A 25879-nucleotide genomic window follows, 5' to 3' on the forward strand; every position below is an offset into this window, starting at 1 on the left:
CTATAGGTTGTTTTCAATTAATTTTTTCGCATGACCTGCGAGCAAATGATCTGGTTGAATCTCAAGTGCTTTATTGAACATTTCAATCGCTTTAACGGAAGTTTCTTTAAACGCAAATGAAACCCCTAAATTGTAGAACGCATCCGAATGGTCAGGGTCTAACTCAATACATTTTTCTAATTGAAGGATGGCTTCGTCAATTAGTTCCAGTTGGGCCAAACATAATCCATATTGAAAGCGTGCTTCTGCATCATGTTCATTTAACTCTACGCTTCGTTGCAGGTAGGGGAGCGCCAATTTCCCTTGATTTAGTTGAACAAGTGTTAGACCTAGCATAAAGAAATTATCGCTTGATTCTAGACCTTTTTTCATTGCAGTTTCGAACATTTTTTTGGCCTCAGTAAAACGGTCTTGAGTAAAGAAGACATTCCCGATGCTATAATAAGCTGCCCCTGCATGTTCATCTATTTCAATCGCTTTTTGATAAAATTTTACTGCTTTTTCATCATCGTCCACGGCAGAGAGTACATTGCCAAAGTTTATATAGGCTACTGGGTCTTTTGGGTTTTCTTCTATGGCATCATTAAAAGCCTTCGCTGCCTCTTCCCAGTTTCCTTCTTGCATGTATTGTACACCTAATTGGTTTTTATCCATTTTTGTCAGCTCCAATCTTCAGAAAAAGTATACCATATTTGATAAGCTCCAAACAGAAAAACCCCGACTCCAGAAAGGAATCAGGGTTTACTCTTAGCCAACATATGTTAACCGTTCACCATTTTTATATACTTCATCAATTGTTCCGCCACCCAAGCATTCTTCTCCATTATAAAAAACGGCTGCCTGTCCAGGCGTGATCGCACGTATTGGTTCATGGAAACGGACTTCCACCTTATCTCCTTCTAAGAGGCGGACAGTCACTTTATGGTCTTCCTGACGATAACGGAATTTAGCTGTACAATCAAATTCCACAGGTTTTTCCGCGTTCGATACCCAGCTAACATTTACAGCTGTAATCGAATCTGAGTATAGTTTTTCATGATGAAAGCCTTGGCCAACATAAAGGATATTTCTTTTTAAATCCTTACCAATCGCAAACCATGGCTCACCCGATCCACCAATCCCCAATCCATGGCGCTGACCGATCGTATGATACATGAGACCTTCGTGCTTACCCTTAATTTCACCATCAAAGGTTTCCATATTACCTGGCTGTGCCGGTAAATATTGACCCAGAAATTCTTTAAAATTCCGTTCACCAATAAAACAAATCCCTGTGCTGTCCTTCTTCTTTGCTGTAGCTAGGTCAGCTTCCAAGGCAATTTCCCGCACCCTAGGTTTTTCAAGATTTCCAATCGGAAACATGACTTTACTTAGTTGGTCTTGTGTTAATTGGTTTAAGAAATAGGTTTGGTCCTTATTTTCGTCAAGACCGCGGAGCATTTTGTATTCTCCCTCGCGGTATTCAACTCGCGCGTAATGTCCTGTTGCAAGATAATCTGCCCCTAAATTGACTGCATGCTCAAGAAAAGCCTTAAATTTGATTTCCTTATTACACATAACATCTGGGTTAGGCGTTCGTCCTGCTTTATATTCTTCAAGGAAATAGGTAAATACCTTATCCCAATATTGTTTTTCAAAGTTGACTGCATAATAGGGAATGCCAATTTGATTACAGACACGAATAACATCTTCGTAGTCTTCCGTTGCGGTGCAAAAACCGCTTTCGTCGGTGTCATCCCAGTTTTTCATAAAAATACCGATAACGTCATAGCCCTGCTGCTTCAATAAAAGCGCGGCAACGGAGGAATCAACTCCACCTGACATTCCCACTACAACACGAGTATTTTTTGGATCTTTCTTTTCCATACATTTCACCTCTCTCTTCGCCGTGGCATCTAAGTTGATTTATTTTTTCAGACGCGCGACAACCTTTGCGATTTCTTCTGCGGTCTTGATGACTTCTTCTGGCGTCGTAGTAAAGCCAAAGCTGAAGCGAATCGAATTGGTTAACCGTTCTGATTGTTTACCAAACATTGCAACGAGGACGTGTGATGGCTCAATTGAACCAGCTGTGCACGCTGAACCGCTAGAAACAGCAACCCCTGCTAAATCTAGGTTAACAAGCATTGCCTCCACGCTTGTCCCCGGAAAACTTAAGTTTAATACATGTGGTAAGGAATATTCAAGTGATCCGTTTATGTCAAATTCAACCTTTAACTCATGAAGCTTTTGCAGCATGGTTTCTTTTAGGCCACTGAATTTATCCTGTTTAGACTTCCTGTCTTCAGCAGCAATCAGGACAGCCTCATGAAATCCCGCTATGGAAGCCACGTTTTCCGTACCCGCACGCCGTTTTCGTTCTTGGTCGCCGCCATATAAGCGCGGTGGAATTTTAACAGTTGATTTTACAAAGAGAAATCCCATTCCCTTCGGTCCATTGATTTTATGAGCAGAGACAGATAATAAATCAATCAACTCTTCATTAATATCAATGTCTTCCAGCCCATATGCCTGAACTGCGTCGGTATGAAAAATAGCCTGATGATCGTTTAATAGTTTTCCTATTTCAGCAATTGGCTGGGTTGTACCTACTTCGTTATTCCCATACATAACCGAAACGAGGATGGTATCATCTCGTAACGCAGCTTGGAGTTCACTGATTGAGATTCGTCCCGATTCATCAACAGGAAGATAGGTAACCTCAAAGCCCATTTTTTCTAACTTTTTGCAGGCATATAACACGGCATGGTGTTCAATTTCAGTAGTAATAATATGTTTCCCCTTATGCTGGAAGCTTTCAGCTACACCAAATAAGGCCATATTATCAGCCTCTGTCCCTCCACTTGTAAAAATAATCTCGCTTTCTTTTGCACCTATACTATTGGCCAGTGCTGCTCGTGCTTGATCAATATAATGACGAGCCTCCCTACCAAATGAATGAATACTTGACGGATTTCCGAAGGTCGCATTCATCACGTGAAGCATTTTTTCAATCACCCTTGGGTGCATAGGAGAGGTCGCAGCATGGTCGAGATAAATTCGTTCCATTGTTACACCTTCAATCAAAATTAATTCACTGTCTAGCATAATCTTTCTATACCAAAATCAATCAGTGTTTATATGTTTGCTTGTTATTTTTCACATTAAATATAAAACATATAACCTTCTAATTGATCCTCATCTTCACTATGACTTGCTAAGTCTTCTAATGTCGTATTGTCCAGGACATCCTTAATGGCATCGCGAATTCGAATCCACAGCTCTCGCTTAGCTGGTTCCTCATCTTCAATCCCTTCAACGGGCGTAATTGGACCTTCGAGGACACGGATTACGTCTCCAGCAGTGATTTTGGTTGGCTCATCAGCTAGTATGTACCCTCCATAAGCTCCTCTGATACTTTTTACTAGACCCGCATTTCGTAATGGAGCAATCAACTGCTCTAAATAATGTTCGGATAGATCATTTGCCTGGGCAATTGTTTTTAATGAAGTAGGACCCTCACCATGTTTTTTTGCAAGTTCGATCATAATGGTAAGACCATAACGTCCTTTAGTTGAAATTTTCATCCCTCGCACCTCTATTCATTGATATATCTCAATAATCACATTAATACTCAGTAAACTGATAGATATTAAAAATTATATCATATTCTTCTTTCGTATGCTTTTGCAAGCGATAATGGTATTGTTATAAGAAAAGCGGAAGTCTCCGTTAGGAAAGATCAGTAAAATTTTTGGAGAGATGATTATGCAGCAGAAACCATTAGCATTTCGAATGCGGCCAAGAACCATTGATGAGGTTGTAGGCCAGCAGCATCTAGTTGGGGATGGGAAAATAATCGCGAGAATGGTGAAAGCAAAACAGCTAACATCAATGATTTTATATGGACCACCAGGGATTGGCAAAACCTCCATCGCAAGTGCCATTGCAGGAAGTACCAAATATGCCTTTCGAACGCTTAATGCCGTTACAAACAATAAAAAGGATATGGAGATTGTCGCAGCCGAGGCCAAAATGTCTGGTAAAGTGATCTTACTTCTCGATGAGGTACACCGCTTAGACAAAGCGAAGCAAGATTTTTTACTTCCCTATCTAGAAAACGGAATGATCGTGTTGATCGGGGCAACAACCAGTAACCCCTATCATGCCATTAATCCTGCCATCCGGAGTCGCTGTCAAATTTTCGAACTAAAACCCTTATCACCAGACGAAGTAGGCCAGGCATTATTACGTGCCCTTGAAGATGATGAGCGCGGTTTTGGAAAGTTAAAGATTGAAATAGCAGATGAAGCATTATTGCATTTTGCCCAAGGCTCGAATGGTGACGTTAGAAGCTCTTTGAACGCATTAGAATTAGCCATCCTTTCAACCGATAAAGATGAAAATGACATCATTCATATTAATGTTAAAACCGCTGAAGAATGTTTGCAAAAGAAGAGCTTGGTTGCGGATAAAGATGGAGATGGGCACTATGATGTTTTGTCCGCCTTTCAAAAGTCGATTCGTGGCAGCGACGTCAATGCGGCCCTCCACTATCTCGGCCGATTAATTGAAGCAGGTGATCTCCCAAGCATTAGTCGTCGCTTGATAGTCATTGCTTATGAAGATATCGGACTCGCCAATCCACAAGCTGGGGCAAGGACCTTGGCCGCGATTGAAACGGCAGAGAGAATTGGCTTTCCAGAAGCAAGAATTCCACTCGCAAATGTCGTGATCGAACTATGCTTATCACCAAAATCAAACTCAGCTGTTTTGGCGATCCAAGCGGTACTTGACGATATTCAAAAAGGCATCGTCGGGGAAGTCCCAGACCATCTAAAAGATGCCCATTATCAAGGTGCTAAAGAGTTAGGACGAGGAATTGGCTACTTGTATCCCCACGATTTTGAAAACGGCTGGGTACCGCAACAGTATTTACCGAACAAACTAAAAAACAAAAAATACTACCAGCCAAAAAAAACGGGCAAATTCGAACAAGCACTAGCAACCGTCTACGAAAAATTAACAAGGTCCAAATAGGATTAAAGGGGTCAGGCACCATGTGAATTTTTCACATGGTGCCTGACCCCTTTTTCTACCTATTTCCATATTTACGAGGCGATGTCTCGTTTTTTGAAGACAAAGAATGCAAGGAACAGGAAGATGAGAAAATAGATCAACAGCATGAAGATGGAGAAGGGTAAGGTCATCCCTTCGATCATTGGTGTGCCTTCGAAATATTGCATCAAATCTGTATTTGCAAATAGTATGTATTTTGTCCAGGTGAACTTCATTGACAACAATTCCGTAAATTGCCCGCCAGTAAACAATAAAAACAAGGATAATCCAATCGCAAGAGAACTATTTCGGAATACAGATGATATCATGAATGCCATCGTCACCAGCATCATTGTATCAATTGAACTAAGACTGTAATAGACTAACAAATGGACGACAATATTTTGCTCTGTCACTTGACCATTATTATAATTTAGGTATGAAAGTGGATTGTCCGGAAGACCAAATAAACTAGCGCCAAGTGCCATTGAGAAAACAAATAAAATAGCCAGCATAAACAAAGCAAACAATAACACGGTCAAATATTTAGATAGGAGAATTTTAGTACGATTGATTGGTCTAATCAAAAGTAACTTCACCGTTCCCCAATTAAACTCACTAGCAACAATTCCAGCGGATACAATAATAATGAATAACCCTGCTAAAATAATCAGCTGTGATGTATCTTTTACAAAAGACCAAACAGAATATTGTTCTTTAGTTGGAATATGGTGCTTAATGCGATAATCATTAATAGCAATTTCCTTTTTATAAAATTGCTTATCTGTTTTTGTCTGACTTTGATCCATTTGCTGCTTTAGGGCATTATTTTCTTCCTGTAATACTTGCTCCCAATTTTTATCTTGGGTGAAATCCATATCATTTTGTTGCGATTTAATCACAATACCAAAAAGTGCCACTGCAACGATCAGAATCCCAATCATGACAAAGGTACCAGGTCGTTTAAAAATTTTCATCCATTCATTTTTGATTAAATTAACCACGAGTCGAACCCTCCTTCTCTGATGTCACTTCAAGGAAGCGATCTTCTAACGTTTTTGCCACTTCCTTTATACCAAAAACGGAGATATTGTCGTCAACAAACAACTTGACAAGATTCGGAATGTCTTCCTTCGTTAATTCAACTGAGATCCCATTTCGTGAGCGGATGGCCCGCACATTTGGATAATGGGCCTCAATAAGTGCCAAGGCTTTGTCACTTGGAAGGACTTCAAATTCAAATGTCACTTCACTGCTCTGCACAAAATCATGTACAAGCTGCACATCGATTAACTGGCCATTTTGAATAATGCCAATCCTATCACACATCATTTCCATTTCCGAGAGCATGTGACTAGAAACGATCACTGCCATATTTTTTTCACGAGCTAGTAAGCGGACATAATCTCGGATTTCTCTAATGCCAGCTGGGTCTAAGCCATTGGTTGGCTCATCAAGGATTAACACATCTGGGTCATGTAAGAGACACTGGGCTAAACCTAATCTTTGCCTCATCCCAAGCGAATATGTTTTTACCTTGTCATGGATCCGTTCTGTTAACCCTACCAATTCCACGGTTTCAGCAATTTTTTCCTTTGTAATTCCTTTGGACATTCGAGCATAATGGACAAGGTTCTGATAGCCCGTCAAAAATTTATACATTTCCGGGTTCTCAACGATGGCTCCAATATGACCAACTGCCTGTTCAAACTCAGATTTAATGCTTGAACCACCAATGATGATATCACCCGAAGTAAGTCCCATTAAGCCCACAATCATCCGAATCGTCGTGGTTTTCCCTGCACCATTAGGTCCTAAAAAACCAAATACCTCACCTTTATTTACCTGGAAGCTAATATGATCTATAATTGTCCTTCCTTTAATAACTTTCGTTACATCCTTCAATTCCACAATTGTTTCCAACTTCTCACTCCTCTCAATTGGTCCTTAATCAGTTTACCTTATTATTGAAATTTTTTCCTACCCTAATCATTATACAAAAAAACACCCTAAACTAATTAGTTCAGGGCACCTACATTATTTTTCATCAGAAACACGTTGAATTTTAATGTCTTTTAACAATTCTCTTACCACATAACTAGCCATAATCAATCCAGCAGCCGATGGAACAAAGGCATTTGATGCTGGTGGCATTTGGGCTTTGCGAATAGGGGCATTTTCATTTCCAACTTCTTTTTTAATATCTTCGCGGATGACAATTGGACTTTCATCTGAAAACACAACCGGAATCCCTTTATGAATTCGCTCTTTCCGCAAACGAGTACGAATTACCTTGGCAATCGGATCAGTATGAGTCTTAGAAATATCAGCAATTTGGAAGCGAGTTGGATCCATTTTGTTGGCAGCTCCCATGCTCGAAATAATCGGAATGTTTCTCTTTAAACATTCCTTCATCAAATGAATCTTATACACAATCGTATCAGAAGCATCCACAACGAAATCTAATTGATGACTAAAAATTTCTTCATAGGTATCTTCTGTGTAAAACATTTTTAACGAAATCACATCACAGTCAGGATTAATATCTTTAATCCGCTCCTGCATAATGTCCACCTTTGGTCTTCCGACTGTTGATAGAAGGGCAATTAGTTGACGATTAATGTTTGTGATATCAACGTCGTCTTTATCAATTAAGATTAACCGACCAACGCCAGATCGGGCAAGGGCTTCTGCCGCAAATGAACCAACACCGCCAATTCCCAAAACAGCAACCGTGCTGTTTTTCATGATATCAAGGCCTTCTTTTCCAATCGCTAGTTCATTTCGTGAAAATTGATGTAGCATGTATGTTCACTCCAAATTTAAATTCAATTTATAACTATTTTTCCCCATAAAAATATATCATACCCGCCTATAAAAACAAGTATTTTTATAGGAATTAAGTTGAAATCCCACAAAAAACCTCTCGCCGTAGTCCAGCAAGAGGTTGATTTTTTCAAATAGAAAAGAGTCCCAATGGTGCCGTTGACTTGATCCATAGTTTTGATCCCGCAACTTTAGCAGGTGGGTGTCCTGTTTCCGGTATTGTAAGTCCCCATACCCGTTAAGGGCGAGGCATTTACGCAATCAGAAAACTCCAGACTCCCGGATAAATAATGTTGGTCAAAACTTTAGGTTATACAACGAACATTTCAGGACTCTTCTTTGATTGCTTTTATCTTAGCATATTTCGCTACGATCTTCAAGGAATCATAAACGGAAATGCCTGTTATTTTTTAACATTTAATAACAAATTTAATTCCTGCAATTGGCCCTCTGAGACCTCACCAGGTGCATCTGTTAACAAGCAGCTAGCACTGGCTGTTTTCGGAAATGCGATCGTATCTCGTAAGTTTGAACTTCCTGCCAGAAGCATAACTAAACGGTCAAGCCCGAGCGCAATGCCACCATGCGGCGGTGTTCCGTATTCAAAGGCATTTAATAAGAATCCAAACTGTTCTTTTGCCTCTTCTGGAGTAAATCCAAGGACATTAAACATTTTTTCTTGAATGGAACGTTCAAATATACGAAGTGAGCCGCCTCCAAGTTCATATCCATTTAAAACAATATCGTATGCTTGTGCACGTACCTTTGAAGGATCTGAATCTAAATAGTCAAGATCTTCTCTAAATGGCATGGTAAATGGATGATGGGCTGCGTAATAACGACCTTCTTCCTCATCGTATTCTAGCAGCGGCCAATCCGTAACCCAAAGGAAATTATACTTACTTTGGTCGATTAAACCTAATTCTTTCCCTAGCTTTAATCGTAATGCACCTAAAGCATCTGCAACAACACTCTTCTTATCCGCAACAAACAGGAGCAAATCCCCCGCAGAAGCTTCAAGTGTGACTTGCAGTGCTTGTGCATCCTCCTCAGAGAAAAACTTCGCAATCGGACCCTTAAGGCCTTCTCCATCCACCTTCAACCATGCTAGGCCTTTCGCACCGTATACTGCTACGAACTCTGTTAAGGCATCAATGTCTTTTCGTGAATACTTGTCGGCAGAAGACTTGACATTAATTGCTTTAACTTGACCCCCATTTGCCACGGCTGCAGCAAACACTTTGAACCCAGAGTCACTGACAATTTCAGAAAGGTCGACAAGCTCCAAACCAAAACGCGTATCAGGTTTATCCGAACCAAAACGACTCATAGCATCATCATACGTCATCCGTGGGAACGCAGCAGGAACGTCTACTCCCTTGACATCCTTCATGACCTTCGCCATCATTTTTTCCATCATCGCCATGATGTCCTCTTGGCTTAAGAAACTAGTTTCAATGTCAACCTGTGTGAACTCCGGTTGACGGTCTGCACGCAAATCCTCATCACGGAAACAACGGGCAATTTGATAATAACGTTCTATTCCACCTACCATCAGCAATTGTTTAAACAACTGTGGAGATTGTGGCAATGCATAGAATTCACCTGGATGAACACGACTTGGGACTAAATAATCACGTGCCCCCTCAGGTGTACTTTTGGTCAAAATAGGTGTTTCAATATCTAGAAAACCTTCCCCATCAAGGTAATCTCTAATTGTTTTTGTCACCTGGTGACGCATTTTCAAGGTTTCAACTATAACAGGACGGCGAAAATCTAGGTAACGATATTTCAAACGAATATCTTCAGAAGCATCCGTTTTATCAGATATCATAAACGGTGGTGTCTTCGCCTCATTAATAATTGTAACCTTCTCCGCTTGCACCTCAATTTTACCTGTTTTTATATTTTCATTAATGGTACCAGCCTCACGTGCCACAACGGTACCGACAATATCAAGAACAAATTCATTACGGATTTTTTCTGCCGTTTTGAGTGCATCCTTTGATAGATCCGGGTTGAACACAACCTGAACAATTCCGGAACGGTCGCGCAGATCAATAAAGATCAATCCGCCTAGGTCACGTCGTTTTTGCACCCAACCTTTTAATGTTATCTTTTCTCCAATTGCTGACTCTGGAACCTCACCACAAAAATATGATCTGCCAAACATATTGATCCCCCTTAAGATTGCCATTCCTGGAATTGTTTAATGAAAGAGTTTAGGTCTATTTCTACTTGCTCACCAGTTTCCATATTTTTCACATTAATTTTGTTATTTTTCAGTTCATCATCACCGAGAATCGCAACATATTTTGCTTGTAAGCGGTCAGCAGCTTTAAACTGTGCCTTAATTTTTCTATTTAAGTAATCTCGTTCTGCTGAAAAGCCTGCCATTCGAAGCTGTTGCAATAATCCTACTGTGTAATCTTTTGCTTCCTCACCAAGAGAGGCTAAATAGCAATCGATGCCTTGATTGACTTCTAACTCGATTCCTTCAGCCTGAAGTGCTGCGATAAAACGCTCAATACTTAAAGCAAAACCTATCCCTGGTGTTTCTGGACCGCCGATTTCTTCAGCAAGACCGTTATATCGCCCTCCACCACAAAGAGTGGTGATGGCGCCAAACCCTTCTGCATTACTCATAATCTCAAAGGCGGTATGATTATAATAATCCAAGCCTCGCACTAAGTTAGCATCGACCTCAAATGGAATATCAAGCTGGGTTAAATAGTGCTGTAATTTTTCAAAATAAGCTTTGGAATAATCATTAAGATATTCAAGGATGGATGGAGCTGTTTTCATTAATTCGTGCTCGCGATCCTGCTTACAGTCAAGGATTCTGAGCGGATTTTTTTCGAGACGATTTTGACAATCATGACAAAACTCGCCAATTCGCGGTTTGAAATGATTGACTAAGGCCTCGCGATGTGCGCTTCGGCTCTCTTTATCACCAAGGCTGTTGATAATGAGTTTAAGCTTTTGTAGGCCCATTTCTTTATAAAGATTCATTGCGAGGGAAATAACCTCCGCATCAATCGCGGGATCATTACTGCCCAACGCCTCGACACCAAATTGAACAAACTGACGGAAACGTCCTGCTTGCGGGCGTTCATATCTAAACATAGGTCCCATGTAATAAAGCTTAACAGGCTGATTTGCTAGACCGAACATTTTCTTTTCCACATATGAACGAACAACAGCAGCCGTTCCTTCAGGTCTTAGAGTAATACTGCGTTTCCCGCGGTCTTCAAAGGTGTACATTTCTTTTTGAACGATGTCTGTACTATCGCCTACCCCTCTTGAAAAAAGATCGGTATGTTCAAAGATGGGCGTACGAATCTCTTGGTATTGATATTTTTCACATAGTTCTCGCGCTTTTGCTTCAATCAGCTGCCACTTTTCTACCTCTCCTGGCAGAATGTCTTGCGTACCTCTAGGGATGCTAATAGACATGGTGGTAACCCTCCTTTTAATAAAAATAGCGTGTATGTAAATGGGGTGTTCTTTGTATACGACCTAGGGTAAGCAGCCACTTACTTCTGTTTTTGGAAAAAATAAAAAAACTCCCATCCCTTGTAATAAATACAAGGGACGAGAGTTATCTTCCCGCGGTGCCACCCTAGTTGAAGAGCACAAATTGACTGCCCTTCCGCTTAAACAGTTAACGCCTGCCACGTTCTTCACCTACTAAAGCATTTGCTTTTTCAGAGAGAAGCCTACGGAGTGTTCTTTCATTAAGGCTCATGTAGAAATGCTTTCAGCCAAAGGCATTTCCTCTCTTTTCATGGGTTAACTTAACTACTATGCTCCATCATTGGTTATATCCTGATATTACATTTTATTTATATAATAATACGGAGCATCACTAGTATTGTCAAGAAAGATTTAAGACCTTTCTAGATGTTTTTTTAACTTTCTGACATCCCCCATCGATATTCCAAATTCAGATGCAAGTTCATAAGAGGTTGCTTGTTGTTCTTTTTGAATAAAATCATGAAAATCCACGCCAAACAAGCGACCATCCATTGATTGTATGTTCATTCCTTTTTCACTCGATCTCATAACCAAATCACCTCTGTCCTTTTCTTCTATCATTTCCATCACGGCTGAAAAAATTGCATGTGAAAGGTAATTTTTCAATAGGCAATGGACTTTTTTAACAATTAAGGAATGAATTTCTCACTGGTTTACGTTAAAATAAAAAAGAAGTTGCTATCAGAGGCACTTTGATAGACTTAAAGAAAAGGATGGTGTCGATGCTCAAGAAATTTACCTTACTGCTATTATCAATCATTCTTATTTTCGGAGCCTTCCTGCCCCAAGAAAAAAGCAGTGCAGCAAGTGGTTCACTGACCATATCGACTGAAACGGTTAATGTTCGCAGCGGACCTGGATTAAGTTATCCGCTTGTAACGGTGGCAACTCGAGGTGAAAAGTTTGAAATTGTAAAGGAAAAAGACGATTGGATCGAGATTAAGTTGTCACTGGGTAAAACAGGCTGGATTGTCAACTGGCTGGTGACAATGGAAAATGATCAAAAGACTACTTCCTCCGCTTCTTCATCGGGAAGTAATCAGACGATTGCCAAGGCTAACACCGATCAATTAAGGGTTCGCTCTGGTCCTGGGACTAGCTTCCGGATTGTCGGCCTGTTAAATGAAGGGCAAGAGGTTACTGTCCTGGATCAAAATGAATACTGGTATAAAATAACCTCAACCTTTGGCGATGGATGGGTCGTTAAAGATTTTTTAACCATCAAAACGGAGAAACAAGCTAAAAAGCCTTCTTCCAGTTCAGCTAAAACAAGTACAGGAGTGGTTACTGGTGACACCTTAAACGTGAGGAAAGATCCCTCCACAACGAGCCCTGTTATTGGAAAACTTTCCATAGGCACGAGTGTCACCATTTATAGCAAACAAAATGATTGGATAGAGATCGGTTTTTCAAATCTTAGAGGATGGGCTAGTTCTGCGTTTATTGATAGCGAATCGGGAGAATTAAAAGATTCCCCATCGAAAACATCGACTGGAATCAATGGAACTGTAACCGTCAATCGTCTCAATGTCCACTCTGAATCTTCATTAGATTCTTCCATCATTGGAACTGTCACAAAGGGGCAGAGTTTTGCTATTTTAGAAGAAAACAACAGTGCAGTTAAGATAGAATTTGAGTCTGGTAGTTTTGGTTGGATAGCAGGCTGGTATTTAACTAAGACCACAAAAAAATCTCAAGCTGGACAAGCTGTCAATGGGAGTACCGTTACCATCTTACATAATGGAACCAATATTCGAAAAGAGGCAAATGTCCAAGCAGATGTGGCTGAACTTGCCAATGAAGGGGCCACGTATTCTGTTAAAAGTATTGTGAATGACTGGTATGAAGTGAAACTAAAGAATGGAAAATCAGGCTTTGTTGCTGGCTGGATTGTTTCCATCAATGGCACAAAGCCACAGATCGAAAAGGCTGGGGCCGAAGGTTATCTTAAAAATAAAACCATTGTGCTTGACCCAGGTCATGGCGGTGGGGATAACGGCACTACAGGAGCAAACGGGACATTGGAAAAGGAATTGACACTTCGTACGGCTCGGCTTTTATATGATAAATTAACAGCAGCCGGTGCAAACGTCTATCTTACGCGCAACAACGATTCTTTTATATCGTTACCATCCCGAGTGAATGCGGCCCAATCGCAGAATGCTGATGCTTTTATCAGCATCCATTACGACAGTAATTTAGATCGAAGCGTTCGAGGTATGACCGGCTATTACTATCATCCTTATCAAGAAGCACTTGCCAATTCGGTACTTGCTTCAACAGTTGCTCAAACAAAATTGAAAGACCGTGGCGTTCGAATTGGAGATTTCCATGTGATTCGTGAAAACAGTCAAAATGCTACTTTGATTGAGCTTGGCTATTTAAGTAACCCCGAAGAAGAAATAACACTTAAATCCAGCAGCTTTCAAGAAAACGCCGCGTCCGGTTTATTTAATGGACTCGCACGCTATTTTAAAGCAGAATAAGCAAAAAACAAACAATAAGCCTGGCACCTAAAATGGGTGCCAGGCTTATTGTTTAATTTTTGCTTTCTACAATTAGGGTCACAGGACCATCATTGATTAACTCAACATCCATCATCGCCCCGAATACACCCGTTTCAACAAGGATACCTTTATCTCGGAGCAAGCTATTAAAAGTTTCATAAAGCTCTACCGCCTGTTCAGGACGTGCAGCCTCCATAAAATTAGGTCTTCTTCCTTTTCGGCAATCCCCATAAAGAGTAAATTGAGAAACCGAAAGAATTTCTCCCCCAACTTCTAATAAGGACAAATTCATTTTGCCATCTGCATCCTCAAAGATCCTTAAGTTGGCAATCTTATCAGCTAAGTAAGCAGCATCCGCTTCGTTATCCTCATGTGTCACCCCAACCAGAAGAACGTACCCTTTGGTAATCTGTCCAGTGACTACACCATCTACGGTAACCTTTGCCGCTTTGCTACGTTGAACAACTACTCTCATACTGAAACCCCTTAATTCATAATCCGGCGAACTGAATAAACATCTGGAATTTGTTTAATTCGCTCTACTACCTTTTGCAGGTGGCTAACATTGTGAATCGCTATCGACATAATAATCGTCGCCATTTTATTGCGATCAGATTTCCCAGTCACAGCAGATATATTCGTTTTCGTCTCATTAACCGCTTGAAGGACTTCATTCAACAGACCTCTGCGATCATAGCCGCTAATCTCAATATCAACGTTATACTCTTTCCGATCATTTAAAGAAGATTCCCACTCTACTGGAATTAATCTTGATTGTGCATCATTGGAGTCTATGTTAGTGCAGTCAGAGCGATGGACAGAGACACCGCGCCCCTTTGTAATGAAACCAACTATTTCATCCCCTGGTACGGGGTTACAACATCTTGATAAGCGAATTAATAGGTTGTCAATTCCCTGAACCCGAACACCTGATTCCCGCTTTTTGGTAGAAGGAAAGGATTTTAAATCAGTAATAGCATTAGCAATTGTAGCTGATTGTTCCTTATCCCGCTGTTTACGCCATTTCTCGGTCAAACGATTGGCAACCTGTAAGGCTGTTACGCCGTTATACCCGACTGCCGCATACATATCCTCTTCACTGGAAAAGTTAAATTTCTCTGCCACTTTCTTTAAATTATCAGGCGTTAAAATTTCTTTACTGTCGAATTCCATATTACGAATTTCTTTTTCGACCAGTTCTTTTCCTTTAATAACATTTTCATCACGACGTTGTTTCTTGAAAAAGGCACGAATCTTATTTTTCGCCTGCGAGGTTTGCGCAAGCTTTAGCCAATCCTGACTTGGACCATATGAATGCTTGGAGGTGAGAATTTCGATGATATCACCTGTTTTAAGCCTGTAATCAAGGGTCACCATTTTACCGTTTACTTTTGCACCAATGGTTTTATTACCGATTTCTGAGTGAATACGATAGGCAAAATCAATTGGAACAGACCCAAACGGCAATTCAATCACATCTCCCTTTGGCGTAAATACAAACACCATATCGGAGAATAGATCTATTTTTAATGATTCCATGAACTCTTCGGCATTGGCGGTATCATTTTGGAATTCTAGAATTTCCCGAAACCACGTTAACTTTTGTTCGAAGGTTGAGCTATCGCTAATCGCCTTTCCTTCTTTATAGGCCCAATGTGCCGCGACCCCAAACTCTGCAATCCTATGCATTTCATACGTCCGAATTTGCACCTCAAGCGGGTCTCCCTTAGGACCGATGACCGTCGTATGCAAAGACTGATACATATTTGGCTTAGGCATTGCGATATAATCCTTGAAGCGGCCTGGCATTGGTTTCCAACATGTATGAATGATCCCAAGGACTGCATAGCAATCTTTAATGCTGTTTACAACAATTCGAACTGCCAGTAAATCATAAATCTCACTAAATTGCTTATTTTGCAGGGCCATTTTCCGATAAATGCTGTAGATATGCTTTGGTCTTCCTGAAAGCTCAGCTTTAATAGAAACCTCACCCATCCGATTCTTTACTTCCTCGATGACGTCCTCTAAGTATTGCTCCCGTTCCGCTCGTTTCTTCTTCATTAAGTTCACTATCCGATAATATTGCTGCGGATTTAAATATCTTAATGCAGTATCTTCCAACTCCCATTTAATCTTAGATATCCCAAGACGATGAGCTAAAGGGGCAAAAATTTCAAGTGTCTCATTTGAAATCCGACGTTGTTTTTCTAAAGGAAGATGCTTTAATGTTCGCATATTATGCAACCGGTCGGCGAGCTTAATGAGAATAACCCGGATGTCCTGTGCCATGGCAACGAACATTTTCCGATGGTTCTCCGCCTGCTGTTCTTCATGAGATTTATATTTAATTTTCCCTAATTTTGTAACCCCATCGACAAGCATCGCCACTTCGCCGTTAAAAGCTTCCTCAATATCCAATAAGGATATATTCGTATCTTCCACAACGTCATGAAGAAAACCGGCAGCCACTGTTGCAGGATCCATCTCAAGGTCAGCTAAGATTCCTGCAACCTGGATAGGATGAATAATGTATGGCTCTCCCGATTTTCGATATTGTTCACGGTGAGCATGTTTCGCGTATTCATACGCTTTTTTCACTAATTCAACATGCTCCTCATTTAAATAGATCCGCGTCTTGTCGATGACCTGGTCGGCTGTTAACACTTGATCATTCGCCATGAAATCACCTTTATTTTCATCTCATATTTATTATTTAAATGTCATTCAATAAAAAATGTTCCTAAATTAGAATGATTGTTTCTATTATCGAAAAAAAAAGCATAGATGTAAAGAGATTGTACCCTTTTTTCCGCAAATAAAGAAAAAAGTGTCGAAATTTCTCAGATTCATTCAAGAATTATATAAAGAGAGCACTCGTCACTGAGTGCCCTCTTGCATCCTTTAATAGTGCATCAATGTTAAAACATCGTAGCCATCAAGCTTCTTACGGCCATCTAAATAACTTAATTCTACTAAGAAAGCAATCCCTGCTACCACTCCACCTAGCTGTTCAACCAACTGAATGGTTGCATCAATTGTACCACCTGTTGCTAACAAATCATCTGTGATTAAAACACGTTGACCCGGTTTAATGGCATCTTTATGGATGGTTAGAATATCTTTACCATATTCAAGTCCATATCCAACTTTAATGGTTTCTCTTGGAAGCTTTCCTTCTTTCCGTACTGGAGCAAAACCAATTCCAAGTGAGTAAGCAACAGGACATCCAATAATGAATCCACGTGCTTCTGGACCAACAATAATATCAATTTGTTTCTCTTTTGCATATGAAACAATTTGGTCTGTTGCGTATTTATAGGCTTCACCATTATTCATTAATGGGGTAATATCCTTAAATTTAATTCCTGGTTTTGGCCAGTCAGGTACGATCGTAATAAATTGCTTTAAATCCATGCTTAAATTGCCTCCTCAGTTTCAACTGACTCTCGAATAACCTGATCGAACCATGCTTTTAATTCCTGATAAGATGAAAACAATAAGTCTCGTTCAAGTGCATATTGTCTCTCTTTGGTTTGATAAGTACTTGAGTCAGTTAGATCACGCTTTTGCGCGCCCGTTTTCAAAGTAATAAATCCATTGTTTATTGTAACAAAATCCAGTTCAGAAAACACCTTTGAAATAAAGATAATAGTTTCCTCTGACCAACCACGCTGCTTAGCTATTGTCTCTCCATGACGTTTAAGATCAATAGGACCCTTTTTCATAAGAAAGGCATAAAACCATTTAAAATGGTCACGTGTCGGAACCGTGCTGAAAAAATCACTGGATTCTTTATAAAAATAGGCATAAATCCTAGCTGGACGTTTCCCCTCCAATAAACCCCTTAGAAGTCCTTTTGTTGGCGGAAAATCAACTAAAGCAATATTGGCGCTGTTACAATCAAATGCTTGTGCCGCCTCAATATCTTCGATGAGAATAGCCTCAGGTCTCAGCTTAGGGCTAATTTTTTCAAGTTGTTCTTTATTAAAAATAATCAATTTCCTGTTTTCAGCTGGAATAGCTGTTTCTAAGCTATTGAGCCTTTTTTGACCCCGATAGTCAAATAACTGCCATGATTCAACAGCAATATCCTGGATAAAGATTTGTGGTTTACGTATATTGTTCCATTCATTAATAGATAATTCTCCGATTAATGAAATTTTCGAAGCAGGTGAAATTTGGTCAGCTAAAGCACCTAAACCAAAGCCTACACCATCAAGACTTGAGCCATTTTCATTAACTAAGACCTTAAGATGGGTTTGTTCACTGCCAATTTTTCTCATACTCGTAATTTCAACATTATTAATTAACACTTTAGGTTTGGGATTGTCGATTCCAAATGGAGCAAGAAGATTTATTTCATCCAAAGAGGATAAACTAATATCCTCTAGACGAATTTTCTCGTCTAAATGGGTTACCGGAATAAAATCAGCAGCCGTTAGTTGCTCTTCCGCCAGATTATTTAATCTTTCACGAAGCTCATCCACATCGTCAAGTCCAAGGGTCATCCCTGCCGCCATTGGGTGGCCACCAAAGTGTGGGAGAATTTCTCTACAGGTTGATAAATTTTTAAATAGGTCAAAACCTGCAATACTCCGGGCTGAACCTTTTGCGACACCTTTTATCGGGTCAAAATTTAATATGATCGTCGGCCGGTAATATTTTTCGACCAATCTAGAGGCAACAATACCGATGACACCAGCATTCCAGCCTTCCTTGCCAATGACAATAACCTTATTGGTATCAATTGGAAAATTTTGTTCAACCTCTGCAATTGCTTCAGCTGTGATGGAATTTACAATTGTCTGTCTCGTCTTATTCAAAGCATCCATTTCCTCAGCTAATGCTTGAGCTTCCTCCGGATCCTCTGTCAGCATCAATTGAACCGCTAAATCTGCATCTTCCAATCTTCCCACTGCATTTATTCTTGGTGCAAGTGTAAATCCGATTGTTTCCTCATTGATAGAAGTCAAATCGACCCCAGCTAATTTAAGAATTGCCCGAAGGCCAATGTTATTTGTAACTTTCAGTTTTTCCAAACCTTTTTTGGTAATAAGACGATTTTCACCCGTTAACGAAACTAAGTCAGCCACCGTACCAATAACAGCAATTTCAAACAGATGCTCCGGAACATGCCCATATAAGGCGTGGGCTAGTTTAAAGGCAACTCCTACCCCAGCTAGTTCGCGAAACGGGTAAATGCTGTCAGGAATCTTAGGATGAATAATGGCTAGGGCGTCAGGAAGCACCGGTCCCGGTTCATGATGATCCGTTATGATCAGGTCAATTCCTAGCTCTTTTGCAACAGTTGCTTCGTGGATCGCTGATATTCCTGTATCCACAGTAATAATCAAATTTATTCCATTTTCCGCCGCCTGACGGAATGCGGGTTCATTCGGTCCATATCCTTCAGTAAAACGATTGGGAATGTAAAATTGTACATTTGCCCCCAGATCACGAAGTGTCATCATTAACACCGAGGTACTGCTTACTCCATCGGCATCATAGTCACCATAAATGAGAATCGGTTCTTGCTTTTCAATGGCTTGGCGAATTCTCTGAACTGCAAGATCCATTCCTTTTAAGAGATATGGGTCATGGAATTCATCTTTACCAAATAAAAAATACCGTGCTGTATCAACGGTATTCAATCCACGGTTAACAAGAAGCGAAGCAACTAGAGGTGTTAGTTTCAATTCATTTGCTAGCATTTCAACTAGATTGTTATCAGAACTGCGAACAATCCATTTTGTTTTGGACTTTAACATGCGTATGTTCACCCCTCAGACTTTCTTATTATACAAGAGTAGTAATTAGGATTCAATAAAAAGAAAAATCGCAGAAACTCTGCGATTTTTCAAATAAAATGAATCGTTGCGTTTTTAAACTTGTGGCTGATCAGAATACTTTCTCTTTTCTTTCACCGTTTTAATAGTACCCTTCTTTTTAAGCTCTCTTGTTTTCAGTACATACCAGACAGGACCAGCGACACAGATAGAGGAATATACCCCCACCACTAGTCCGACAAATAAAGCAATAGAGAAATTGAAAATAGATTCATTCCCAAAAATCATAAGTGAAACGACTGTAATTAATACTGTTAATACCGTATTAACAGACCTAGACAAGGTTTGACGGATACTTGTATTTAATACATCCGCAATGTCCGCATCTGTTTTAAGACGCTTCTTCTTATGCATATTCTCGCGCATCCTATCAAAGGTAACAATCGTATCGTTAATCGAATAACCAACGATGGTTAACACAGCTGCAATAAACGTCAAATCCACTTCAAGTCTAGTGATGCTGAAGAATGCCACCATAAAGAAGGCATCATGCAATAGCGATATAATTGCTGCAACCGCCATCGACCATTCAAAACGGATACTTACATAGATAATAATCCCGATCGATGCAATCAGTAAGGCGATAATGGCGTTTTTTGCCAATTCCTTCCCAATTGTTGGCGAAACAGTGCTAACATTTGGTTCCGAACCAAATTCTTTTTTAAAATCTGATTTTAATTTCGCTATTTCATCTTTTTTGAGTACATCTACAAATCGTGCAGAGCCCCGTTCCTTATTGTCTCCTGAGATCACAATGTCATCTGTTTGCAAATTGTGATCCTCAAACGCACTTTTTACCATTTCTGTTGTTAATGGTTTGTCCGATAATACTTCTACCCGGGTACCCTTAGTAAAATCAATTGATAGGTTCAAACGGAAAACAACTAGTATAATGAAACCAGCTACTAGAAGAACACCCGAAATAGCAAAAAATTTCTTTCGAGGCTTTACAAAATCTAACTTATCAAAACGAGTAGGCAGATCTAATGTATCCACATTTTCAGCTATATTTCTTATATCAGCTGATTTCACACCAAACCAACTTGGTTTCTTTTTAAAGATATTGCTATGAACCCAAAGTCCTAACAATAGTCTTGAGCCATATACGGCCGTAAAAAAGCTCATTAAGATACTGATAATTAACATCGTTGCGAACCCTTTAACAGAGCTTTGCCCGTAGAAGAACAACACGCCTGCCGTTAGGATAGTCGTTAAGTTAGAGTCAAGAATCGAAGTAAATGCATTTTTTTCACCGGCCTGAAAGGCAGATTTAATGGATTTACCCACTTTTAATTCCTCTCTAATCCGTTCATAAGTAATAATGTTGGCGTCGACGGCCATACCGACCCCAAGTATGATAGCTGCAATTCCCGGCAAGGTCAGGACGCCGTTCATCCAATCGAAAATCAATAAAACCAAATAAATATAAATAGATAATGTAATGACCGCAATAAATCCAGGGAAACGATAATAGAAAAGCATGAACAAGTAAATAACTGCCACACCAATAATTCCCGCAAGAATTGTCTCGTTCAATGCCTGTTCACCGAATTTAGCACCTACAGATGTTGAGTACACTTCTGTTAGTTTTACTGGTAAGGAACCAGCATTTAAAAGTGATGCCAATGTTTGTGCTTCCTTCGCTGTAAAGCTACCGACAATGGAAACCGTATCTTGATTGAAAATTTCTTTTACTGTTGGTGCTGATAAATATTTCGGATCCGCTTTTGATACTTCAGTTTTAAAAGAGTCTTTCCCCTCTTCAAAATCAAGCCAAATAACTAGGTAGTTATTTGGTGCCATATTCATAATTTCTTCTGATACTTTGCGGAATTTATCCGCGCTTTTTAATGATAAAGAAACACTTGGCGCACCGTTTTGATCAAAGGTCTGCTTGGCTCCCCCTTGCTTAAGGTCAGATCCATCCATCATCAGACGATCATTGGCATCTCGGAACGTGAGATTTGCCTGAGTAGACAAAATTTCACGTGCTTTATTTTGGTCAGTAACACCAGCTAGCTGAACACGAATTCGATTATCTCCTTCAATTTGAATATTCGGCTCACTAACCCCAAGGACATTAATCCGTTTATCAAGCGCTTCTGCGGTGCTAGCCAAAACGTCCTTGTCAATTTTTTGACCCTTTTTAGCAGGCTTAACCTCGTACAAAACCTCAAACCCACCTTGGAGATCAAGACCAAGCTTAATATTGTTTAAGATATTTTTCGTCGTTGCTCCAATTGTGCTTCCTATTATAAGTACTAAAAGAAAGAAAGCAATAATTCTACTACGCTTTACCATTATGTATTGTTCCTCCTTAGTGCATGTGCCACAGCACTGTAACATATAAGCCAAATAAACTAATTAATAAGTCACTGTTATCATTATGAAATAAGTTGGATAGGCTGTCAATTTACTATAGATGAACATATTGAGTCTTATTTTAAAAGTTCTTTCAGTTCATCCCCATCATCGAAGGAAAATTCTGACGTTTTATAAGATTCAATTGTTGCAAAGTTAATATAATCACTAACCTTAACGGAAAGAATATCCTGGATAATTTCGTAAAGCCTCATTTCATCTTTTACCTTTTTCCACTTTTTTTTCACTAAGAAATCCCAAAATTCGTTTTCAGCTACAGAATCAATTCCTAAAAGACGAAACTCCCTGAGTTTACTTGCCAACGCTGGCTGTACTTGGGTACGAAAATGTTCATTTACGTGGCTATTATCCATTCCCCGTGCCTCCTTGGACCCCACCTGAGGTCACCTATTAATTGAACCTTTACAAAAAGCTTCTACTACTTGTCATGCTTTGTCCACCATTAGGCATATAGTTAATTGTATATGAATTCTTCTTATTTGAGAAGGTGGGAACCTACATGTCAAAGTTTTTAAAAGGGACTTTTATCCTGTTAGTAGCTGGGTTCATTACGAGAGTCCTTGGGTTTATTTATCGAATTGTTTTAGCACGAAGCATTGGCGAGGAAGGCGTCGGCTTATATATGATGGCATATCCTACGTTTATTCTGATGGTTACGATCATGCAGTTAGGTCTTCCCGTTGCCATTTCAAAAAATATTGCCGAAGCGGAAGCCAAAAGGGATTATGCTGAAATAAAAAAAATTCTGGTTGTTTCATTGGCTATCACGGTAGGTTTATCGATTATCATCACACCGGCCTTGATCCTTTTAGCCCCCATTCTATCAACGACGCTTTTCACCGATCAAAGGACGTATTATCCTTTAATTGCGATTGCACCAGCACTACCCATTATCGCGATCTCGTCTGTTTTAAGAGGTTACTTCCAAGGCAGACAAAACATGCGACCTTCTGCTGTCTCGCAGATTATCGAACAGTTTGTTCGAATCACCTTAATCGCAACAGCAACAAAGACGTTCCTTCCCTATGGAGTTGAATATGGCGCTGCCGCAGCAATGGGGGCTTCTGTTTTAGGGGAATTACTCTCACTTGTTTATTTATTGACCATGTTTAAAATAAAAAAACGATTTAAGCTAAGGAAAAATTTCTTTCAATTTGTTCATAAAGGAAAGCGGACCTTCGCCGATTTAATGGAAATTGCCTTGCCAACAATGGGAAGCAGAATGATCGGCTCTATTTCCTGGTTTTTCGAACCGATTGTCGTGGCCCACAGCTTAGCCTTGGCAGGAGTGGTGGCCGTTAATGCTACAAAACAATATGGTGCTCTAACTGGTTATGCTATGCCGCTGTTAATGCTTCCCTCATTTGTGACCTTTTCGCTTGCAACGTCACTCGTCCCAGCCATTAGCGAGGCTAACTCAAATAAAAATTATAAATTAATTGAATACCGGCTGCAGCAGGCATTGCGGTTTGTTTTTTTAACAGGTGGACTTGCTGTTATCGTACTATATGTATTGGCAGACCCGCTCATGGAGCTTATGTACGGCTCAACTAAAGGTTCATACTTCATCCGCCTTATGGCACCGTTTTTTTTAATTTATTACTACCAAGGTCCATTACAAGCTGTTCTCCAAGCATTAAATTTAGCCCAAGCAGCGATGATCAATAGTCTTATTGGGGCTGTCATCAAAACAGCGGTAATCTTTTTCCTCGCCTCGCAGGCAACATTCGGTATTACCGGCGTTGCTTTAGGAATTATTGTAGGGTTTGTTTTAGTGACCGGTCTTCACTTTGCAACAGTGTTAAAAAAGGTGTCCTTTTCATTCTATATCCGTGACTATTTAACAGGAATCCTAGTCATGTGTGCTGCTGGTTGGCTTGGATATTGGCTTTTTGCTCATACCCTGTTAAGTGAAAATCTGATAACCCGTGTAATAACCACAACTGTTGCCATGGCGGTTTCTTATTTCCTGATGCTTGTTTTATTCCGCCTAATTAAAAAAGATGAACTAAAGCGAATTCCATGGATTGGTAAAATTTTTTCCTTTTAAACTGTGAAACGAGGAGAAATAATCCTTTAATCCATCGGAACAAGCAAGAAGACAGGCTGTTTTACTAGCTTGTCTTCTTATCTTTCATCCATAATATCCACAAAAAATTTCCCATTTTCATAGCTACAAAAGGAAATCTTCTTGATATCGCGATATCCTTTTTGTTTCAATTCCTGACGCAGCCAAAAGTTCGTTTTATTGATTCTACTTAAGTTTTCCTCATCAATTTCCCCATCAAGGATTAAAGGGATCGTGATATCACCTTGTTTCGAATCGTCCTTACTATTCTTTAATTTTTCGATCACCGATAAGCTTCCAGATGATTCTAAAATAGCAAATTCAACATCAGCAATACTACGGATATCCTTCTCTCTTAATTGCGTCATTAAATCATCAAAATTATACCTTTGTTTTCGCATCGCTATCTCATCTATTTTTCCTTTGTTAATAATAATGGTTGGCTTTCCATCTACGAGATCGCGAAATGGTTTACTTTTTAGGGAAATCATGGCGAGGGTAATTTGAATTAACATAAGTATAGCCATTGGCAGTACTGCATGAAAGATCCTCACATTTGGTCTCTCAATTGCAACGACAGCTAGTTCACCAATCATTATAAAAACAACAAGATCAAGAATGCTTAGCTCCCCGATTTCCCTTTTCCCCATTAACCGAAAAATGATCAAAATTAGAATATAAAATAAAATCGTTCGAATGACAATCGTTATTATATCTCCCACAATTTTCTCCCCTTCGTGCATTCAAAAATAGTATGTGCATTCCACAGAGAAACATGTGAGGAATTATATACCATCCAAATTTTTAATTTCACTTTGATTCTATTTGCTTGCTTTCGTGAATACGCTTGTACTAGGAAAGAAACTGTCTAAAAGACGTGACAAAAAAAAGTGAATAAGATGGGGTCAAGTCTTAAGGACACCGAAGGGAGAGAATGAAAATCGAATCAAAGAGTTTTGGAACATCCATTCTGTATGGATTAATTTTCATTTTGGCTTTTGCTATGATTTGCAGCCTCATTTTTGCATTTATCCTTAGATTTACATCGACACGAGAAGGATCACTGCAATATGTCATTACAGCCTTATCATTCATAGGCCTTTTTGTCGGGGGTTTCCTTTCTGGTGGGAAGCGCAAAGAAAAGGGCTGGCTGATAGGGGGCTTAACAGGTCTGATCTATTCACTTGTTGTATTTTTATTTCAATACCTTGGCTATGATCGCTTATTTGACTCTGAACAAATCATTTATCACACCTGCTATACCTTAATCGCCATGATGGGTGGAATATTAGGGGTTAATATTTCAACGAATAATTCTCAAAGATCTGCGTAAAAAGAAAGGAAGCCACGTTTTGGATGGCTTCCTTTTTATTATTTTGAAAGACTAACGCCTTCACCAGTGCCTGCACTAGCTTCAGTGACTTCGCGAATCGCTGAGCGGTCATAGGTTAGACGGCTGCCATCACCACATTTAATGACGACTTTAGATTCATCAATCGAATCGACAAAGCCATGAAGGCCACCAATCGTGACAATTTTATCCCCTTTTTTCAATTCACTTTGCATGTTCGAAACTGCTTTTTGACGCTTTTGCTGCGGGCGAATTAATAGGAAATAAAATAACACAAACATTAATATTAATGGAATGATTGTACCAATACCTTGCATCTTGT

At 39.7% G+C, this 25879-nt stretch carries 22 protein-coding genes, 1 other RNA gene and 1 other annotated feature; of the genes, 4 read left to right on the forward strand and 19 right to left on the reverse strand.

The genetic code is table 11. The annotated features are described in order from the left end of the window. The 4 genes from TY15_RS04130 to cymR form a co-directional block, all read right to left on the reverse strand. On the reverse strand, nt 1–654 hold the full coding sequence (locus tag TY15_RS04130) for a tetratricopeptide repeat protein (protein ID WP_040207853.1): 654 nt from the start codon (nt 652–654) through the stop codon (nt 1–3). 93 nt (nt 655–747) lie between these two features. Beyond that, the gene (gene mnmA / locus TY15_RS04135; RefSeq protein WP_040207851.1) at nt 748–1866 is read right to left on the reverse strand and encodes a tRNA 2-thiouridine(34) synthase MnmA; all 1119 of its coding nucleotides are present in this window, start codon (nt 1864–1866) and stop codon (nt 748–750) included. Nucleotides 1867–1905: 39 nt separating this feature from the next. Next, a complete protein-coding gene (locus TY15_RS04140; RefSeq protein ID WP_040208083.1) occupies nt 1906–3048 on the reverse strand; it encodes a cysteine desulfurase family protein in 1143 nt (380 codons plus the stop codon). Between the two features lie 95 nt (nt 3049–3143). Then, a complete protein-coding gene (cymR, locus tag TY15_RS04145; RefSeq protein WP_040207849.1) occupies nt 3144–3566 on the reverse strand; it encodes a cysteine metabolism transcriptional regulator CymR in 423 nt (140 codons plus the stop codon). Nucleotides 3567–3747: 181 nt separating this feature from the next. Between cymR and TY15_RS04150 the strand changes: the two genes are divergently transcribed. Beyond that, on the forward strand, nt 3748–5019 hold the full coding sequence (locus TY15_RS04150; protein WP_040207848.1) for a replication-associated recombination protein A: 1272 nt from the start codon (nt 3748–3750) through the stop codon (nt 5017–5019). A gap of 71 nt (nt 5020–5090) precedes the next feature. On the opposite strand, the gene TY15_RS04155 is transcribed toward TY15_RS04150, so the two are convergent. From TY15_RS04155 to TY15_RS24615, 7 genes are all read right to left on the reverse strand, one after another. Continuing rightward, nucleotides 5091–6041 (reverse strand): ABC transporter permease, encoded by a 951-nt coding sequence (locus tag TY15_RS04155; RefSeq protein ID WP_040207847.1) that lies wholly within the window; start codon nt 6039–6041, stop codon nt 5091–5093. Further along, nucleotides 6034–6960 carry an ABC transporter ATP-binding protein gene (locus TY15_RS04160; RefSeq protein ID WP_040207845.1) on the reverse strand — a complete coding sequence of 309 codons (927 nt, stop codon included), beginning with the start codon at nt 6958–6960 and terminating at the stop codon, nt 6034–6036. The genes TY15_RS04155 and TY15_RS04160 overlap by 8 nt, the downstream gene beginning before the upstream one ends. 114 nt (nt 6961–7074) lie before the next feature. After that, nucleotides 7075–7842, reverse strand: a complete 768-nt coding sequence (locus TY15_RS04165; protein ID WP_040207844.1) for a tRNA threonylcarbamoyladenosine dehydratase — start codon at nt 7840–7842, stop codon at nt 7075–7077. Between the two features lie 161 nt (nt 7843–8003). Then, a non-coding RNA gene (gene ssrS, locus TY15_RS23460) (6S RNA) lies at nt 8004–8199 on the reverse strand. Between the two features lie 67 nt (nt 8200–8266). Then, nucleotides 8267–10036 carry an aspartate--tRNA ligase gene (gene aspS, locus TY15_RS04170; RefSeq protein ID WP_042374118.1) on the reverse strand — a complete coding sequence of 590 codons (1770 nt, stop codon included), beginning with the start codon at nt 10034–10036 and terminating at the stop codon, nt 8267–8269. Nucleotides 10037–10047: 11 nt separating this feature from the next. Further along, entirely contained in the window at nt 10048–11319 is a 1272-nt protein-coding gene (hisS, locus tag TY15_RS04175; protein ID WP_040207842.1) for a histidine--tRNA ligase, read from the reverse strand. Nucleotides 11320–11450: 131 nt separating this feature from the next. Continuing rightward, nucleotides 11451–11690: a binding site (T-box leader), on the reverse strand. 61 nt (nt 11691–11751) lie between these two features. Next, on the reverse strand, nt 11752–11928 hold the full coding sequence (locus tag TY15_RS24615; protein ID WP_040207841.1) for a hypothetical protein: 177 nt from the start codon (nt 11926–11928) through the stop codon (nt 11752–11754). Nucleotides 11929–12122: 194 nt separating this feature from the next. Between TY15_RS24615 and TY15_RS04185 the strand changes: the two genes are divergently transcribed. Continuing rightward, nucleotides 12123–13886, forward strand: a complete 1764-nt coding sequence (locus TY15_RS04185; protein WP_040207840.1) for an N-acetylmuramoyl-L-alanine amidase family protein — start codon at nt 12123–12125, stop codon at nt 13884–13886. Between the two features lie 52 nt (nt 13887–13938). On the opposite strand, the gene dtd is transcribed toward TY15_RS04185, so the two are convergent. The 6 genes from dtd to TY15_RS04215 form a co-directional block, all read right to left on the reverse strand. Further along, nucleotides 13939–14382: a D-aminoacyl-tRNA deacylase gene (gene dtd / locus TY15_RS04190; RefSeq protein ID WP_040207839.1), complete on the reverse strand. Its 444-nt coding sequence runs from the start codon at nt 14380–14382 to the stop codon at nt 13939–13941. A gap of 11 nt (nt 14383–14393) precedes the next feature. Further along, entirely contained in the window at nt 14394–16589 is a 2196-nt protein-coding gene (locus tag TY15_RS04195) for a RelA/SpoT family protein (RefSeq protein WP_040207838.1), read from the reverse strand. Between the two features lie 222 nt (nt 16590–16811). Further along, entirely contained in the window at nt 16812–17324 is a 513-nt protein-coding gene (locus tag TY15_RS04200; protein ID WP_040207837.1) for an adenine phosphoribosyltransferase, read from the reverse strand. 2 nt (nt 17325–17326) lie between these two features. Beyond that, nucleotides 17327–19678, reverse strand: a complete 2352-nt coding sequence (gene recJ, locus TY15_RS04205; protein WP_040207836.1) for a single-stranded-DNA-specific exonuclease RecJ — start codon at nt 19676–19678, stop codon at nt 17327–17329. 114 nt (nt 19679–19792) lie between these two features. Beyond that, nucleotides 19793–22057: a protein translocase subunit SecDF gene (secDF, locus tag TY15_RS04210; RefSeq protein ID WP_040207835.1), complete on the reverse strand. Its 2265-nt coding sequence runs from the start codon at nt 22055–22057 to the stop codon at nt 19793–19795. Between the two features lie 137 nt (nt 22058–22194). After that, entirely contained in the window at nt 22195–22491 is a 297-nt protein-coding gene (locus TY15_RS04215) for a post-transcriptional regulator (protein WP_040207834.1), read from the reverse strand. Between the two features lie 146 nt (nt 22492–22637). Here TY15_RS04215 and spoVB point away from each other — a divergent pair, with 146 nt between their 5' ends. After that, nucleotides 22638–24188: a stage V sporulation protein B gene (spoVB, locus tag TY15_RS04220; RefSeq protein WP_040207832.1), complete on the forward strand. Its 1551-nt coding sequence runs from the start codon at nt 22638–22640 to the stop codon at nt 24186–24188. Between the two features lie 77 nt (nt 24189–24265). Here spoVB and TY15_RS04225 read toward each other — a convergent pair whose 3' ends face one another. Next, entirely contained in the window at nt 24266–24928 is a 663-nt protein-coding gene (locus TY15_RS04225) for a DUF421 domain-containing protein (RefSeq protein WP_040207830.1), read from the reverse strand. Between the two features lie 212 nt (nt 24929–25140). Between TY15_RS04225 and TY15_RS04230 the strand changes: the two genes are divergently transcribed. Further along, nucleotides 25141–25539 (forward strand): TIGR04086 family membrane protein, encoded by a 399-nt coding sequence (locus TY15_RS04230; RefSeq protein ID WP_040207829.1) that lies wholly within the window; start codon nt 25141–25143, stop codon nt 25537–25539. 38 nt (nt 25540–25577) lie between these two features. Here the strand turns inward: TY15_RS04230 and yajC are convergent, their stop codons facing one another. Next, nucleotides 25578–25874 (reverse strand): preprotein translocase subunit YajC, encoded by a 297-nt coding sequence (gene yajC, locus TY15_RS04235; protein WP_040207828.1) that lies wholly within the window; start codon nt 25872–25874, stop codon nt 25578–25580. Nucleotides 25875–25879: the final 5 nt, after the last annotated feature.

The organism is Neobacillus jeddahensis, from assembly GCF_000612625.1.
Taxonomy (GTDB): Bacteria; Bacillota; Bacilli; order Bacillales; family Cytobacillaceae; genus Neobacillus; species Neobacillus jeddahensis.